A 13,633-nucleotide genomic window follows, 5' to 3' on the forward strand; every position below is an offset into this window, starting at 1 on the left:
GTTTCGACGTGCCGCCGCGCTGGCAACGGCAGCACCCAGCATCCGAGCGAAGGCGGCGGGAGCATGGGCGAGCCTGGCGGCCACCGCGGGCGACTGGCAGCAGGCTGTCGCCGGCTACAGCACCGCTGTGGACCTGCTGGGACAGGTCGCGCCGCGCAGCCTTGACCGCGAAGACCAGGAGTATCGTCTCGTCACCCTGTCCCGGCTGGGATCGCAGGCCGCCGCAGCGTGTTTACAGGTCGGCAAGGTCGAACGCGCCCTGGAACTCTGGGAGCAAGGACGCGGAGTCATCCTCGGCCAGATTCTCGACGCCCGTACGGACCTCGCCCTCCTTGCCGCAAGAGACCCGGAGAAGGCCGCGCTGTTCAGGCGGCTTCAGGATGAGTTCGACGCTCCTCCCGCCTTCGACGGATCCGACATACCGCTGGCGGAGCAGGCATCCCCGCCATTCGTCGGAAACGACGCGACGGGCACGGCACGACGCGGTGCCGACCGGCGGCATGCCCGCGCGGCGCGGTTCGCAAGCCTCGTCTCCGAGATCCGCAGCCTGCCGGACTTCGAGCGTTTTCTTCTGCCACCAACCATCGACGATCTTCGGCACGCCGCGAGCCAGGGGCCGATCGTGGCCGTCAACGTCAGCGAGATCCGTTGCGATGCCCTGATCCTGACCACGGCCGGCGTGCAGCTCCTACCCCTGCCGGACCTCACTGAAGAAGCCGTTGGTGACCAGGTCCTCGCTTTCCTGACGGCTGTCGAACGCGGCGACGAGAAGGGGCTCTCGAACGTCTTCGGCTGGCTGTGGGACGTCCTCGCCGGACCGGTGTTGGAACGCCTGGACATCCACGGACCACCGGCAACGGGCACCTCGTGGCCGCGGATGTGGTGGTGCCTGTCGGGGCTGTTGTCGTTCCTTCCCGTGCACGCGGCAGGCCATCACCAGGCTCGATTCGATCCGGCGCCGGACACGCTGATCGATAGAGTGATCTGTTCGTACACTCCAACGATCCGCGCCTTGGGCCATGCTCGGCGCACCGCGCCCGACGCGGCGACGCTTGTCGGCCTTCCGTCAGCGAACGACGAGGGCAGGCGCGCTGGTCGTGGTGATGCCCCACACCCCCGACGCCGGCGACCTGCCCGGCGCACACCTCGAAGCCGCCATCCTCACGCGGATTCTGCACGAACGGGTGAGCACGCTGGTCCAGGACAAAGCGACCCGCGCTGCGGTGCTGGCCGCCCTGCCGCAGGCACGCTGGGTGCACTTCGCCTGCCATGGCGAGGCAGCCATCTCCGCCCCATCGACCAGCCGTCTGCTACTACACGACCAGCCCCTCNCCGTTCTGGACGTCAACCGCCTCAGGCTCACCGACGCCGAACTTGCATACCTGTCCGCGTGCGAAACCGCCCGCCCGGGCGGCGAGCTTTCCGACGAGGCGATGCACCTCGCCTCCGCCTTCCAGCTCGCCGGCTATCGGCATGTCATCGCCACGCTGTGGCCCATCAACGACCAGATCGCCGTCGACCTCGCGGAAAATATCTACAGGTTCCTAGCCGACGGTAGCGACGTGGCCGCGGCCGTTCACAACGCCACCCGTGCCCAGCGCAACTACGCGCCGCGATCCCCGTCACAGTGGGCGTCCCACATCCACGTCGGCGCCTGACGCCGCCACGCCCACACCGTAGCAGCCCACCAAGCTGCTACGTGAGGTTCTTGACAAGCCGTCGCGGCGACAGGAGGTGCACAGAGCGCCCGGGCGGGGGTTCCGAATCCGGTCACCGGCAGGCCTGCGCCGGGAGCGAAAGTAACTGGCGGTGGTTTGTTGTGATCGGTAATGGGAGCGGGAACAGGGAATAAGGAGAAGTGATCGCCTGCGGTCATGGGGGTGAGCAGTGATGACAGCGCGGCTGCCGTGCCCGCCGGCACCGGCGCCGTGGAGGCGTACGCGTCCCGGTTCGATGACCTGTTCGCGTCGCGGGCGCAGCGGCAGGGGTTCCGGGACTGTCTGGTTGGTCTGGCTGGCGCCGCGGGACCGGAACAAGACACTGACCTGCCTGGCCGGGGCGGAGCCGGTGGTCGGCGCCCAGCACCGGCAGGCCCAGCGGCTGCAGTGGTTCGTCTCGGAGTCCTCCTGGGACCACCAGAAGATCAACAGTAGGCGGGTTGAGCTGCTCGCCAGAGCGCCAGGCACAGCCCCGCAGCCGGGCGGGGCCCTGGTCATCGACGACTCCGGGGACCGCAAGAGCGGGCACGCCNCCGNGGGAGTCTCCCGCCAGTACCTCGGTTCCCGCGGGGCCATCGAGCGTGGCGTCGTCGCGGTGACCACGGCATGGGCCGACGAGCGGGCCTACCACCCGCTGCACACCCGGCTCTACCTGCCGGCCCCCTGCCTACCCGAGGGGCGCAACGACCCGTCGTTCCAGACCAAGGGGCAGATCGCCGCCGGCCTGGTCACCGACGCCCGCACAGCCGGGATCCCGTTCCGCGCGGTGATCGCCGACTGCTTCTACGGCCCGTCCGAAAGCCCCGGCCTCGTCCTCGAAGACGATCCAGGACCCTGTGGCCGCAACGATTTTTTTGCCCGCGGCCACGTCTCCCGCGGCCACGTCTCCCGCCGCCACACCCCCACCGCACCGTCGTCGCGTTCAACCGCCCGCCGGGCGGGCCGCTGGCACGACCAGCCCCGCTGCCGCAGCCGCTCACATCGCAGAGCTGGGCAGGAACCTGCTACTCAACGTCTTGGGCCTCCCTGCCTTCACCGTGGCCGCGCTGGAGGTAGTACCGAAGCAGTCGATCTTTCAGCCGGGATCGCTGGCGATCGCTGGTAGGGCGCCGGATTGGGAGCAATACAAGCCCCCGGCTCCTGGTCGGGCCAGCCGGCTGGTGGGCGGGTCGGGTCGATACCAGCGGGAGTTCGACGCGGCCCGAAGCACGTGGGAAGCCGACACGGCCGAGTTCCAGCGGGTCGAGACCGACCGGCTACGACAACTCACTGCGGCTCGAACCAGACACGACCAGCAGGTGGCTGCGGCCCTCGACCGTGCCGCGGCGCACAACGCCCGCATCGCGGCACAGTGGGCGGCGTGTCTGGACGGTGACCCGGAAGCGGTCGAGTGGTTCGTCGGCCAAGCGCTCGCGGCCACGTCCTATCCCGACGGCTTCCCCGTAGCACGCAAAATCGCCTACCGGCCCCAGGAACACGACATCGTCATCGAGATCGAATTCCCACAACGATCCGTGATCCCCGAAATCAGGGAATACAAGCTATTCAAGACCGCACCCGAGGTCAGGCCGGTAAAGTGGAAAGAGCCTGAAGCCAAGAAGCTATATGCGCAGCTCGTTGCCTGGATGACGTTGCGGATAGTGCACGAAGTCTTCGAGGCCACGAAGACGCTTGACCTCATCGATGTTGTTGTCTTCAACGGAACCGTCATCGATGTAGCACCCACGACCGGCAAAGACACTCTCTACCATCTGGTAAGTCTCGAACCCGAACGATCCCTGTTCGAGGCGAGCCTTGAACTCGACCGAGTCACCGATCCGATCGGATGCCTGCGCGAGCTGGGCGCGGAAGTCTCACCCAACCCTTACGATCTAGAAGCCGTGAAACCCGTTGTCACGTTCGACCTCCGTCGATTCAGACGTACGTAGTCGGAATTCCCGTGGGTGCATGGTCGCGGGCGGCGTGACGGTCGGTCACGCCGCTGGGTGTTGCGAGGAGTTCGCTGGTCAGCTGGGTGGCTGTTTCCACGCCTCAAGGTCGTCGGGGCTGGCGGCCCAGGGCAGGAACCGTTCGAGGTCGGTGCCGGTGAGCGCTGTGTCGTCGGTCTGGCCGCAGGCGTCGAGGTAGCTTTCCAGGTAGGTCAGCAGGTTCAGTCCGTGCAGCGTCGTGGTCGCGGTGACCGTGAAGATCGTGGCGGCGTNGCGGGCGGNGTCCTCGGTGCGGGAGCCGCCGGCGTTGCGCCGGGTCACGACTGGCCCCCTGATCGCTCTCTCGGCCGGGTTGTTGTCCAGACCGATCATGGGATAGCCGCGGTGGGCGGTCAGGCCGTCCCATTCCCGGTCCATCGTGGCCAGGGCCTTCTTCGCGGGTTCCTGCAGGCCCGGGGAGGTCATCTGTTCCTGTCGGACGGTGTCGATCATGCCGATCGCGGTGTCCCAGCCGGCGTAGGCGGCGGCCAGGGCGCGCTCGGCGCGCGGGGACGGGGCCGTGGCGGCGGTGTGCCAGGCCGCGGCGAGCGCGTCGTGCGCGGTGTAGAGATCGCGGATCCGGTCGACCCGCTGGCGGGCCCAGATCCCGAGCTGGGCGGGGTTCGCGTCCCCGGCTCGTACGAAGTGCCGCCGGGCGTGCGCCCAGCAGTACAGGTTGACCAGGCCGTCAGCCCGCCGGCCGGCGGAGGCGTACACGGTGTAGAAGTCCGACGACAGCACGAGCCGGCGCGGCGCGCCGCCCGGGGGTGTCGCTGAGCTGGCCGGTGTCCGGGTCGAGGCCGACATGGTCGGCGAGGACCGCACTCGAACGGGTCGCGTCCATCACGAAGCACACCGAGTCCTCACCGAGGAAGACCCACAGCCAGAAGCGGGCCGGCCCGCCGCCGGGGAAATCGCAGTCGACCTCGTCACGGGTGAGATGGTCATAGTTCCGCCGGCCCATCAGTGGTCCGCGCTGGTGACCGCATGGTTGATGTTGGAACATGCTCCGACCAGCCGGGAGATCCGCGGAGACAAGGAACTGGCCCCGCCGCTGCCCCTGGCCTCGGCCGCCGGTGGGCTACGACGCGCCATGCTGTGCGCGGCGCGCGGTGGGCTGTCGTTGCGGGTGGCCGGCGAGCACGTCGACTGGTTCTTCCCGCTGCATCTATACGGGCCAGGCGAGCTGCGGGACAAGGCGGCCGCCGCGATACGGGAGTTGGAATATCTGGTCAAGGATGTGGCTCGCCTCCACGGGAAGATCCGGGTGCGGGGAATGCGCTCGTGCGTCGTGGCCGAAGAGGCCTTGATCAGCGAGATTCTGCATACCCGGTCATTGGCGAAGCTGTCCTTGGCGCGGGTGGCGCCGACGGTGCTGTCCAGCTCGCACGAGCCGCACGAGGTGCTGGCACGGCTGCGTGCGGCCGGGCTGTCCCCGGTCGCCGAGGACGCGACGGGCACAGTGATCGTCGAGAAGCAGCAGGAGCACCGCGCGGCTGCGCCCCGGTCGCCGACGCGGGCCGCGTCCCGGGNCCGGCCCCGGATGGACGCGGAGAAGCTGGCCGCACGGCTGCTCGCGGACCCGGATGGCACGGACAGCGGCGGGTCGGATATCTCGGAGACGTCCGCGCGGCTGGCGCAGCTGAACCCTGGCCTGACCGATACCGAGATCATCCTGCTTGCCGACGCGATCGAGGCCCAGCGCGACGTGTTGATCAGCTACCGGAACAAGGCAGGAAACCGGACTGCCCGGGAGATCCAGCCGCACCAGCTGTACGGCCGATGGCTCGAGGCGTGGTGTCACCTGCGGGACGCACAACGGGACTTCACCGTGGCCAACATCGAGTCGGTCGCCCCGGTCGGCTGACCCCGTCGGTGGCCCTCACCGACTGCCTGTGCCCGCGCCCGACATCAGGCGACCAGGCCACTCACGCTCCAGCCCTCGGTGGGTTCAGGTGCCTTCGCGTACAGCTGCGAGGACTCGACGCAGGTCGACAGAGAACTGGGGTAGTTGCTCTCTGGCCGCGGTGTGCAGTATCTCGAGGTCGACGGACCAGTAGCCGTGGACGATCCGGTTGCGTAGCCGGACGGGCTGCTTCCAGGCGATGTCGGGATAGCTCTTGGTGATCTCTTCGGAGAGCTAANTGGCGGCTTCGCCGAGCACGGTGAAGTTCCACAGGAGTGCGTCGCGGCGCTGCCGGTCCGCTTCCAGGGCGCTGACGGTGATTCCGTCGGTGAGTTTCTGTGCCTGGTCGGCCGCTTCGATCATCTCGCTGAGAAGGAGGACGTCACGCCGCATAGACGGGCCGTGCCTCAGCCAGGACGGACGAGCGGAGCAGCGGGTGGAGCCCGCGGGCGGAGACCAAATCGACGGGCCGTCCGAACAGGCCGGTGAGGTCATCGGCGAGCTGCTCAATGTCCCAGCCCAGACGCCGGCCCGGCGCAAGGGTGTACAGGATGTCGATGTCGCTGTCAGCGGTCGCGGTGCCGCGCGCCTGCGAGCCGAACACCTGGAGTTCCGCGATCCCGTAACGAGCGCAGATCGCGGCCAGGCGTGCCCTGTCGATCTCTACTCCGGCGATGGACCCCACAGGTCAAGGGTAGCCGCAGGAAGCTCAAGGTCCAGGGCGCACCGTTCCAACGCGCATCGCCGCTGATCATGACTGCCCGTTGACCAGCCGCACGGGCAAACCGCGACTCACTGGCATCACGCCCGCCCCGGCGACTCGGACCGAGGCCAGCGGCACCCCGAGGCGGTTAAGGGGTTAACTCAACACCGGCAAACGAGCTCTGGACCACAGCGCCCGCCGGGCGAATCAGGCGACGGTTCGGATTGTGCGAATTTTGCACCAAGAAAAAAGTTCAACAAAATGCCAGGTCACACCAAGACGACGGCGCCCGCGAATGGAACGCCCGCGACGGCCGTGTCACCGATCTCGGGCTGCACTGCACCGTCGCCCCCGCGGCCGGTAACGAGATCACGATCGCGATTCGGGCATCCGCAGGCAGCGAGAACACGACCGGGTGACAGACGCCGGGTATTCGTGGTTCACAGATCCACCGGCCGTGCCCTCCACGACCCGGTGGACCTGACTCCCGCCACGGCGTGGCCATGGCTACTGAGAGCCTGTCCTGGATCTTGAGTGATGTTAACGCTCTGTAGTATCGCGGGGTTGCCAGCGTGGGACGGGATTCCCGCGAACGAGACGGCGGACCATGGTGCGGATCATCGCCCAGTGGATGAACNATGCGGAGGTGGCGGGGTGGCGTTCGTAGTCGNGGGCAAGCCGCCGGTGGGCGGTGAGCCAGGCAAGGGTACGTTCGACCACCCATCGTTTCGGCAGGGCCTCGAAGGTTTTCTGACCGGGTTTCTTCCGAACGATCTCGACGGTGGTCCTCATGATGGTCCGCGCCCATGCAACAAGCTGGCCAGCGAAACCGCCGTCGGCGAACAGATGACGGCAGCGATGATGGGTGAAGTAGTGGTCTATCAGGAGGCGCCGGCCGCCGTCGCGGTCCTGGACGTTGGCAGGGACGACGAGGACGGTCAGCAGGAGACCCAGCGTGTCGACGATCACGAACCGCTTGCGGCCGTTGACCTTCTTGCCGGCATCGTAGCCGCCGGAGTCGGCGCCGACCGTCTGGGCGCCCTTGACCGACTGGGAGTCCACCACCCCCGCGGTCGGCTCCGCGCGAGCCGGACCCTGCCCCGCAGCGCGTCATGGATCCCGGCGGTCACGCCTTTTTTCTTCCACCGGTCAAAGAAGCCGTAGACCGTCTGCCACGGCGGGAAGCCCGCCGGCAGCGCGCGCCACACGATCCCGTTGTGTGTCACGTACAGGATGGCGTCCACGATGTCCCGGCGAGAGTGCGCCTCGGGCCGGCCGTCCTTCGATACCGGCGGCAACACAGCTTCGACAAGCGCCCACTCGGCGTCGGTCAGATCCGATGGATACCGGTGTGTACGTACCATGACCAGCCCCTGCCGCCATCACCCCCGTCCAAACCCCACCAGCAACATCCACACCAACTTTCCGTCACGCTCCGCATATGCAAAAAGATCCAAAACAGGCTCTTGGAGCCTTGCCGGTCGACAGCGCAACGGACATACATCCACCTCTCCCGTGGTCTTCGGCGTGAGTGGCTCGTCACCCTGCAATTCTCCGCGACAGCGCTGAAGTTTCGGACGACTGGGCATCGCGCTCACCGCGCGCTGAAGAGATAGCGCTCGAGTACCCGATCGACGAATATCCGGCCGACACCAGGGCCGCCGGCCTCTGCCTGGGGGTCGGCGTCGGCGTCGACCTCGGTCTCGGCGTCGGCCGCGCGTCGGTACCGGTCCGGGTCGGCGAACAGGCCGTCCGTCACCTCATGCTCGACCAGCTCCGCGACAGCGTGCGCGGAACCGCCGAGGGCACGCAGTGCCCCGCGCAGCGTCTCCCACTCGACGTGCCGGTCGTTGTCGTTCCACAGCTCGGCTGCCAGGTCGTGGACGAGGGAGACGACCAGCACGGGCGTCCGGATGGCCGAGGAGATCACCATGACGTCGACCGCCGCAGCCGAGTGGCGTGCCGCGGCTGCGTCCCTCACGCCAGCCGGTTCGGGGCGTGCGGGAGCCCAGCGCCGCATCCCGGCGGACACCGTGGCCGCCGTGGACGTGACGAAGACGGCGAAAGCCATCAGATCGAGCAGAATGGTACGAGGCCCACGCCATGGCAGTGACGGCTCGGACAGGCCCGCTTCGGCAGCGAACACCGCGGCCAGGGCCCCGTCGATCGGGCCCGGTACCTCTTCCCGCGCCGCCGCGAGCGGCGCCGGTACCTGGAGGGTCAGGATCCCCTCGAACGGGGCGGGCAGGCCGTCGGCGACGAGGCGGGCCAGGCGGTCACGGGCGTCGAGGACGTCGTTGAGCCAACCGGCGGCGACCGTCGGAAGACTGCGCGCCGCCCGGCCCGGTGCACCGGCCCCGTCCACGGCCGACCCGCCCGGCCGCCGTCGGTCGACCAGTTCGGCGAGTCCCGCGGCCACCCGCTGCAGATCGGCGTCGGCGAGGGCGAGGACATGGGTCGCTACGACCAGCGACGCGGCTGCAACGACATCCGCATCGGTGAGATGGCGGTGCACATGCTCGGCGGCGGCGGGGTGGATGCGCCGCGTGGTCTCGGTCAGGGTCGCCACCAGCCCACCCACCGGACTCGCGGACCACTGCCCGCCGGTGGCGAGCCGCTCGACGTCCGCGGAGCATTCCGCGACGGCCTTGTCGATCGCGGCGACGCAGGCGGCAGGCACCAGACCCAGCCGGCCCTCCGCACGCACGACGGCCGCCTCCACGTCCAGCATCGCCCGCAGCCACGCCGCACCGCTCGTCGCCGTATCGATGAGAGTTCCGGCCCAGGACGCCGCCCGCCCGTCACCGTGTCGTAGGTCGTCCATCGTGCCGCTTCCTCTCGCAGACGGAGGTCCGGTCGCGGTCACGGCCGAGTGCGGGGCGGACCGGTCCGGGCGATGTGCACTCGCCGCCTCCGCCGCCCGGTCGGGCGCCTGCCGTGGCAGCGGTAGCGGTAGCGGTAGCGGTAGCGGTAGCGGTAGCGGTAGCGGTAGCGGTAGCGGTAGCGGTAGCGGTAGCGCCAGACCAGACTGTGCGGCTCGGCTACAGCGACGCTCGAGAGCCGGCCCGGGCCGCGCTCACCCTCGGGCCTCCAGGGCCCGCAGCTGATGGCGCACATGGCAGCCACCCGGATAGACGGCGGCATCCGGCCCCACGCGCAGCACCCGGTGGCAGGGGATGAGGATCGGCAGTGGATTGGCCGCTACCTCCAGCCCCACCGCCGCCGCCTCCGCCGGTCGACCCGCCGCGACAGCCAGCTCACCGACCGTCACCGCGGCGCCGAAGGGCACGGCGCACAGGGCACGCAGGACCTCCCGCTGGGCCGGGCCAACCAGCGACGTGTCCAGCGGCACCGCGAACTCCCGGCGGTCGCCGTCCAGGTACTCCACGATCTGGCGGTACACGTCGTCGAGCTGGCCGCACCTGGCCTCGGCGGCCGGCCCGACCTGCCTGGTCACGCTGTCCAGCACGAAGTCGGCGTCCTGGTCGCGGAAGGCCACGCGCACCACACCCCGCTGGGTCCGCACGAGGAAGAGCCGGCCGACAGCCGTGTCCACGTGGCGGTAGGTCACGGCGGCGTGAAGCGGGGCTCAGTGCACAGGCATCTCGCTGATCGCCGGCCTCCGGAATGCGACGGTTCGTGCGTTCACCCCTACGACGTCCGGGCCGGGCTGTTTGTGAGCCCCGGGCAGGTCCTCGCGTCCTCGTCCGCCCGGGACGGGCCCCGGCCGCTGCGCCGACCGGATCCGACCAGGCCCGAGCCCGGGCTCACACTTGGGCCGTGTGGATCGTTCTTCTGGCATGGAGCGCGAACCGTTCGACGCCGTGGTCCAGCGGTGCGGGCCGATGGTGCTGCGGGTCTGCTGGGCGGTCGCCGGGCCGGATCTGGCCGAGGATGCCTGGTCGGAGACGTTTCTCGCGGCGCTGCGGGCGTATCCGGAGCTGCCTGCGGGCAGCAACGTCGAGGCGTGGTTGGTGACGATCGCGCGCAACAAGGCGATCGACCAGCTGCGGGCCCAGTCACGGCGGCCCGCGCCGACGGAGCGCCTCCCGGAGCCGGCCCGGTGGGAGGAGCGTGACACGCAGCTGGATCTGTGGGACGCGCTGAAACGGCTCACGCCCAGGCAACGGGAGGCCGTCGCGCTCCACTATCTCGCCGGACTCCCGTACGCCGAGGTCGCCCGGCTCGTCGGTGGCAATCCCGCCGCCGCGCGGCGCGCGGGCGCTGACGCCATCGCATCGCTGCGGAGCATGCTTGCACTGGCGAAGGAGGACGAGTCGCGATGACCAGCGACGATCTTCGGGCGCCCGATCCGTTCGCCGCCATGCCGGACCTCGATGCCCGGCTCAGTCGCCTGCGCCAACGGCTCGCGGCCGAGGCCGAGCGGGAGGGTCTGCTGGACGTGGCCTACCGCAGCGTGGACTCGCCCGTCGGGCGGCTCCTGCTCGCAGCGACCCCGCAGGGGCTGGTCCGGGTCGCCTATGAGGTGGAGGACCACGACGCCGTGCTCGCGTCGCTGTCCGAGCGGATCAGCCCCCGCGTTCTGCGGGCGAACGGGCGGCTCGATCCCGTCGCCGTTCAGCTCGACGCGTACTTCGCCGGGGCCCGGTCACGCTTCACACTGAGCCTCGATCTGCGGCTCGCGACGGGATTCCGGCTCTCGGTGCTGGAGCACCTGCGCGACATCCCCTATGGCAGCACGGCCAGCTACGCGGCGGTCGCCGCGCTGGCGGGCAGCCCTCGCGCGGTCCGGGCAGTGGGGACGGCCTGCGCGACGAATCCACTGCCCGTGATCCTTCCATGTCATCGCGTCATATACAGCGACGGCCGGATCGGCCGCTACCTGGGCGGCGAGCAGGCCAAGCAATCCCTGCTGCGGCTCGAGGGGGCACTCTGACGCGGCGCGGAGAGGTCACAGGGCATCGGATCGCAATCGACACCTCACGTTCCGGCCTGTCCGGGCGTCTCCTTGCCGAGAGCCTCGTCAACGCTCTCGCCGCCGCCCCGGCGGCGGGCCGAACCCCTGGACGGGACAACGCATGTCTGCAGCACTTGTCACCGGGAGCAACCGTGGATTGGGCTTCGCAACCGCGCAGGCGTTGGCGCGGCTCGGGCACCGGGTCCTCGTGACCGCGCGGGAGCAGGCCGCGGCGGACAAGGCCGCGGCCGATCTGACGGCGCAGGGATTCGACGCCGACGCCATCGCGCTCGACGTCACCTCCCCCGACAGCATCGCGGCAGCCACCAGGCGGGTCGCGGAGCTGCCGGCCGGCCTGGACATTCTGGTCAACAACGCGGGGATCCTGCCCGAGGCCACGGACGGCGAGCAGCACGAGTTCGCCTCCCTCGATCTGTTCGGGAAGACGTACGCGACCAACGTCTTCGGCCCGGTTGCCGTCACCGAGGCGCTCCTTCCGCTGCTGCGCAGGAGCCCGGCCGGCCGCATCGTCAACGTCTCCACCACGATGGGCTCGCTCAGCGACCAGGCGAACCCCGCATCGCCCTACTACGGCCTGATCGTGCCGGCGTACCAGAGCTCGAAGGCGGCGCTGAACAGCATCACGATCTCGCTCGCCAAGAAGCTCGCCGACACCCCCATCAAGATCAGCTCAGTCTGCCCGGGCTTCGTGCAGACCGACCTGACCCCGATCAACAGAGAGCAGGCTCAACTCACCGCCGACCAAGCCGCGCAGGTCGTCGTCCGGGCCGCGACCCTGCCCGACGACGCCCCCTCGGGCACATTCTTCGACCAGAACGGCATCGTAGCCTGGTAGCAAACACCGCGCCCGGGTAGCAGCGCGCCGCACCCGACCGGCATGACCCACCAGGCGTGACGGGGTTCGGTCCGGCGGGAGTCGCTGCGGCCGCCGGGTGCCGGCCTGCCCGTGGAGGACAGGCCTGGCACTCGACGGCCCAGGCCGCAGGCCGCGACGGAGCGCCCAGGATCAGCGGGCGCGGGTCAGCTGGCGGCCCGTTCCCTGCCGAAACGCCTGCGGCGACGACTCCCACCGGTCGCCCAGCAGCAGGTCGCTGCCGGCGAGGATGGCACGCATGAGGTTGGACGTCCGGAACGTCGGCTCGATGCCCATCGTGTCGATGAGCGTGGAGCGGAGGCGACGGAAGACCGAGGCGGCTCGCTTCGGATGGCCGGACCGGGAGTGGGCCACCATGAGCTGGGCGTGCAGGTTCGTGCATCGGATGCAGGCTGATCAGGTCTTCCAGTTCGGGCACGAGCTCGTGGTGCCGCCCGAGCGCCAGGTCGGCCTCGATCCTGAGCTCGGTCGCGTGCAGCCTGGCCTCCTCCAGCGCCATGACGTGCGGTGCGCTGAGGCTGCCACGTTTGACATCCGCGAGGGCAGGGCCGCGCCACTCGCGCAGCGCCTGGCCCAACAGCCGGCTCGCCGCCTCGGCATCGCGCCGAGCCGCGGCAGTCCGCCCGGCCCGATATAGATCATCGAATCGGCACCGGTCGAAGTCGTATCCGTCCGCCACGATCTGGTATGCATGGTTCCGGGTGACGAGAACCTCGCGAGAATCCTGGACCGACGGCAGCCGGAGACTCCGCCGGATATGCAGCACGTAGAGGGTGCGTCTTTTTGAGCACGTAGAGGGTGCGTCTTTTTGAGCATTCCTGGCGGCGTGGCCGCCACCTGATCGGATGAGAATTCTGTGGGGCTGCGGTGGCCTGTTTGTCGCGTTCGGGGTTGTGTCTGGGATGATGGTGGGGCGTTGCCCGGTCGACGTCGGCTGTCTCTGGTGCGGACGCAGGGCTGCGCGGAGGTAGCTGTCGGTTACGATCAACTACGTCTGGTAAGTGCCCGGGCGTGATGGCTCACGCGTCCTACGTGGTGACGTAGAAAGCCTATGCCGCTGCGCGGCGACGGCAGTGGCGACCTATTCGAAACCGTCGATTCGATGTAAGTAGTCGGAAGTCGCGTGGGGGAATGCTGACGGGNGGTGTCACCGGGTGTGACACCGCTGGAGTCGGGCTGGCGTGGCTGGGTCAGCCGGGAGGCTTCCTCCAGCGGGCGAGGTCGTCGGGGTTGGCAGCCCAGGGCAGGAACCGGTCGAGGTCCGTCCCGGTGGGTGCTCTGGCGCCGGCGCGACCGCAGGCGTCGAGGTAGTCGGCCAGGTAGGTCAGTGGGTTGAGGCCGTGCAGGTCGGCGGTCGCGGTGACGGTGAAGATCGTGGCGGCGCGGCGGGCGGCGTCGTCGGTGCGGGAGCCGCCGGTGTTCCGCCGTGTGATCACCGGTTTGCGGATGATCCTCTCGGCCGGGTTGTTGTCCAGACCGATCATGGGATGGTTGCGGTGGGCGACCAGCCCGGTCCACTCCCGGTC

The 13,633-nt window shown here is 69.3% G+C and carries 18 protein-coding genes and 3 pseudogenes; 7 read left to right on the plus strand and 14 right to left on the minus strand.

Going from position 1 to position 13,633, the window contains the following annotated elements:
* Positions 1-232 precede the first annotated feature (232 nt).
* Positions 233-601 (minus strand): hypothetical protein, encoded by a 369-nt coding sequence (locus ALLO2_RS27110; RefSeq protein ID WP_035731157.1) that lies wholly within the window; start codon positions 599-601, stop codon positions 233-235.
* Positions 602-688: 87 nt separating this feature from the next.
* Positions 689-844, minus strand: coding sequence for a hypothetical protein (locus ALLO2_RS27115; RefSeq protein ID WP_162865053.1), 156 nt, complete (start codon positions 842-844; stop codon positions 689-691).
* Positions 845-1,103: 259 nt separating this feature from the next.
* Between ALLO2_RS27115 and ALLO2_RS27120 the strand changes: the two genes are divergently transcribed.
* Both ALLO2_RS27120 and ALLO2_RS27125 read left to right on the plus strand, forming a co-directional pair.
* On the plus strand, positions 1,104-1,658 hold the full coding sequence (locus ALLO2_RS27120) for a CHAT domain-containing protein (RefSeq protein WP_232234992.1): 555 nt from the start codon (positions 1,104-1,106) through the stop codon (positions 1,656-1,658).
* A 295-nt stretch (positions 1,659-1,953) separates the two neighbouring features.
* Positions 1,954-2,478 (plus strand): annotated as a pseudogene (locus ALLO2_RS27125) (transposase); the annotation flags it as partial.
* Positions 2,479-2,501: 23 nt separating this feature from the next.
* Here ALLO2_RS27125 and ALLO2_RS28175 read toward each other — a convergent pair.
* On the minus strand, positions 2,502-2,705 hold the full coding sequence (locus ALLO2_RS28175) for a winged helix-turn-helix domain-containing protein (RefSeq protein WP_369808140.1): 204 nt from the start codon (positions 2,703-2,705) through the stop codon (positions 2,502-2,504).
* Between the two features lie 50 nt (positions 2,706-2,755).
* On the opposite strand from ALLO2_RS28175, the gene ALLO2_RS09325 reads away from it, so the two are divergent.
* Positions 2,756-3,646, plus strand: coding sequence for a hypothetical protein (locus ALLO2_RS09325; protein WP_139168504.1), 891 nt, complete (start codon positions 2,756-2,758; stop codon positions 3,644-3,646).
* Between the two features lie 78 nt (positions 3,647-3,724).
* Here ALLO2_RS09325 and ALLO2_RS09330 read toward each other — a convergent pair whose 3' ends face one another.
* Positions 3,725-4,426, minus strand: coding sequence for an IS66 family transposase (locus ALLO2_RS09330; RefSeq protein ID WP_232234993.1), 702 nt, complete (start codon positions 4,424-4,426; stop codon positions 3,725-3,727).
* A complete protein-coding gene (locus ALLO2_RS27135; RefSeq protein ID WP_063578502.1) occupies positions 4,374-4,649 on the minus strand; it encodes a hypothetical protein in 276 nt (91 codons plus the stop codon). The genes ALLO2_RS09330 and ALLO2_RS27135 overlap by 53 nt, the downstream gene beginning before the upstream one ends.
* A gap of 15 nt (positions 4,650-4,664) precedes the next feature.
* Here ALLO2_RS27135 and ALLO2_RS09335 point away from each other — a divergent pair, with 15 nt between their 5' ends.
* The gene (locus tag ALLO2_RS09335; RefSeq protein WP_051875031.1) at positions 4,665-5,552 is read left to right on the plus strand and encodes a WYL domain-containing protein; all 888 of its coding nucleotides are present in this window, start codon (positions 4,665-4,667) and stop codon (positions 5,550-5,552) included.
* An 84-nt stretch (positions 5,553-5,636) separates the two neighbouring features.
* Here ALLO2_RS09335 and ALLO2_RS27140 read toward each other — a convergent pair whose 3' ends face one another.
* The 6 genes and pseudogenes from ALLO2_RS27140 to ALLO2_RS09360 form a co-directional block, all read right to left on the minus strand.
* A complete protein-coding gene (locus tag ALLO2_RS27140; protein ID WP_255361196.1) occupies positions 5,637-5,813 on the minus strand; it encodes a DUF86 domain-containing protein in 177 nt (58 codons plus the stop codon).
* A 160-nt stretch (positions 5,814-5,973) separates the two neighbouring features.
* Positions 5,974-6,276, minus strand: a complete 303-nt coding sequence (locus ALLO2_RS09345) for a nucleotidyltransferase family protein (protein ID WP_011434627.1) — start codon at positions 6,274-6,276, stop codon at positions 5,974-5,976.
* A gap of 558 nt (positions 6,277-6,834) precedes the next feature.
* Positions 6,835-7,658: pseudogene (locus ALLO2_RS09350) on the minus strand (IS5 family transposase).
* Between the two features lie 230 nt (positions 7,659-7,888).
* Positions 7,889-9,118, minus strand: coding sequence for a 3-carboxy-cis,cis-muconate cycloisomerase (locus ALLO2_RS09355; protein ID WP_011434625.1), 1,230 nt, complete (start codon positions 9,116-9,118; stop codon positions 7,889-7,891).
* 38 nt (positions 9,119-9,156) lie between these two features.
* Entirely contained in the window at positions 9,157-9,411 is a 255-nt protein-coding gene (locus ALLO2_RS25545) for a hypothetical protein (RefSeq protein ID WP_157493332.1), read from the minus strand.
* Positions 9,371-9,865, minus strand: coding sequence for a methylated-DNA--[protein]-cysteine S-methyltransferase (locus tag ALLO2_RS09360; protein WP_023840195.1), 495 nt, complete (start codon positions 9,863-9,865; stop codon positions 9,371-9,373). Before ALLO2_RS09360 ends, ALLO2_RS25545 begins: the two co-directional genes overlap by 41 nt.
* Positions 9,866-10,094: 229 nt before the next feature.
* Between ALLO2_RS09360 and ALLO2_RS09365 the strand changes: the two genes are divergently transcribed.
* From ALLO2_RS09365 to ALLO2_RS09375, 3 genes are all read left to right on the plus strand, one after another.
* On the plus strand, positions 10,095-10,580 hold the full coding sequence (locus tag ALLO2_RS09365) for an RNA polymerase sigma factor (protein ID WP_023840196.1): 486 nt from the start codon (positions 10,095-10,097) through the stop codon (positions 10,578-10,580).
* Between the two features lie 38 nt (positions 10,581-10,618).
* A complete protein-coding gene (locus ALLO2_RS09370) occupies positions 10,619-11,191 on the plus strand; it encodes a methylated-DNA--[protein]-cysteine S-methyltransferase (protein WP_347272520.1) in 573 nt (190 codons plus the stop codon).
* Positions 11,192-11,333: 142 nt separating this feature from the next.
* Positions 11,334-12,068 carry an SDR family oxidoreductase gene (locus ALLO2_RS09375; protein ID WP_011434621.1) on the plus strand — a complete coding sequence of 245 codons (735 nt, stop codon included), beginning with the start codon at positions 11,334-11,336 and terminating at the stop codon, positions 12,066-12,068.
* A 171-nt stretch (positions 12,069-12,239) separates the two neighbouring features.
* Here ALLO2_RS09375 and ALLO2_RS27145 read toward each other — a convergent pair whose 3' ends face one another.
* The 3 genes and pseudogenes from ALLO2_RS27145 to ALLO2_RS09390 all read right to left on the minus strand — a co-directional run.
* Positions 12,240-12,383 (minus strand): hypothetical protein, encoded by a 144-nt coding sequence (locus ALLO2_RS27145; RefSeq protein ID WP_232234994.1) that lies wholly within the window; start codon positions 12,381-12,383, stop codon positions 12,240-12,242.
* Positions 12,384-12,392: 9 nt separating this feature from the next.
* Positions 12,393-12,873, minus strand: a pseudogene (locus ALLO2_RS28180) (BTAD domain-containing putative transcriptional regulator); the annotation flags it as partial.
* Positions 12,874-13,297: 424 nt separating this feature from the next.
* The coding region (locus ALLO2_RS09390; RefSeq protein WP_035731165.1) for a transposase at positions 13,298-13,633 on the minus strand (336 nt) is incomplete at its 5' end.

This window comes from Frankia sp. Allo2 (assembly GCF_000733325.1).
Classification (GTDB): domain Bacteria; phylum Actinomycetota; class Actinomycetes; order Frankiales; family Frankiaceae; genus Frankia; species Frankia casuarinae.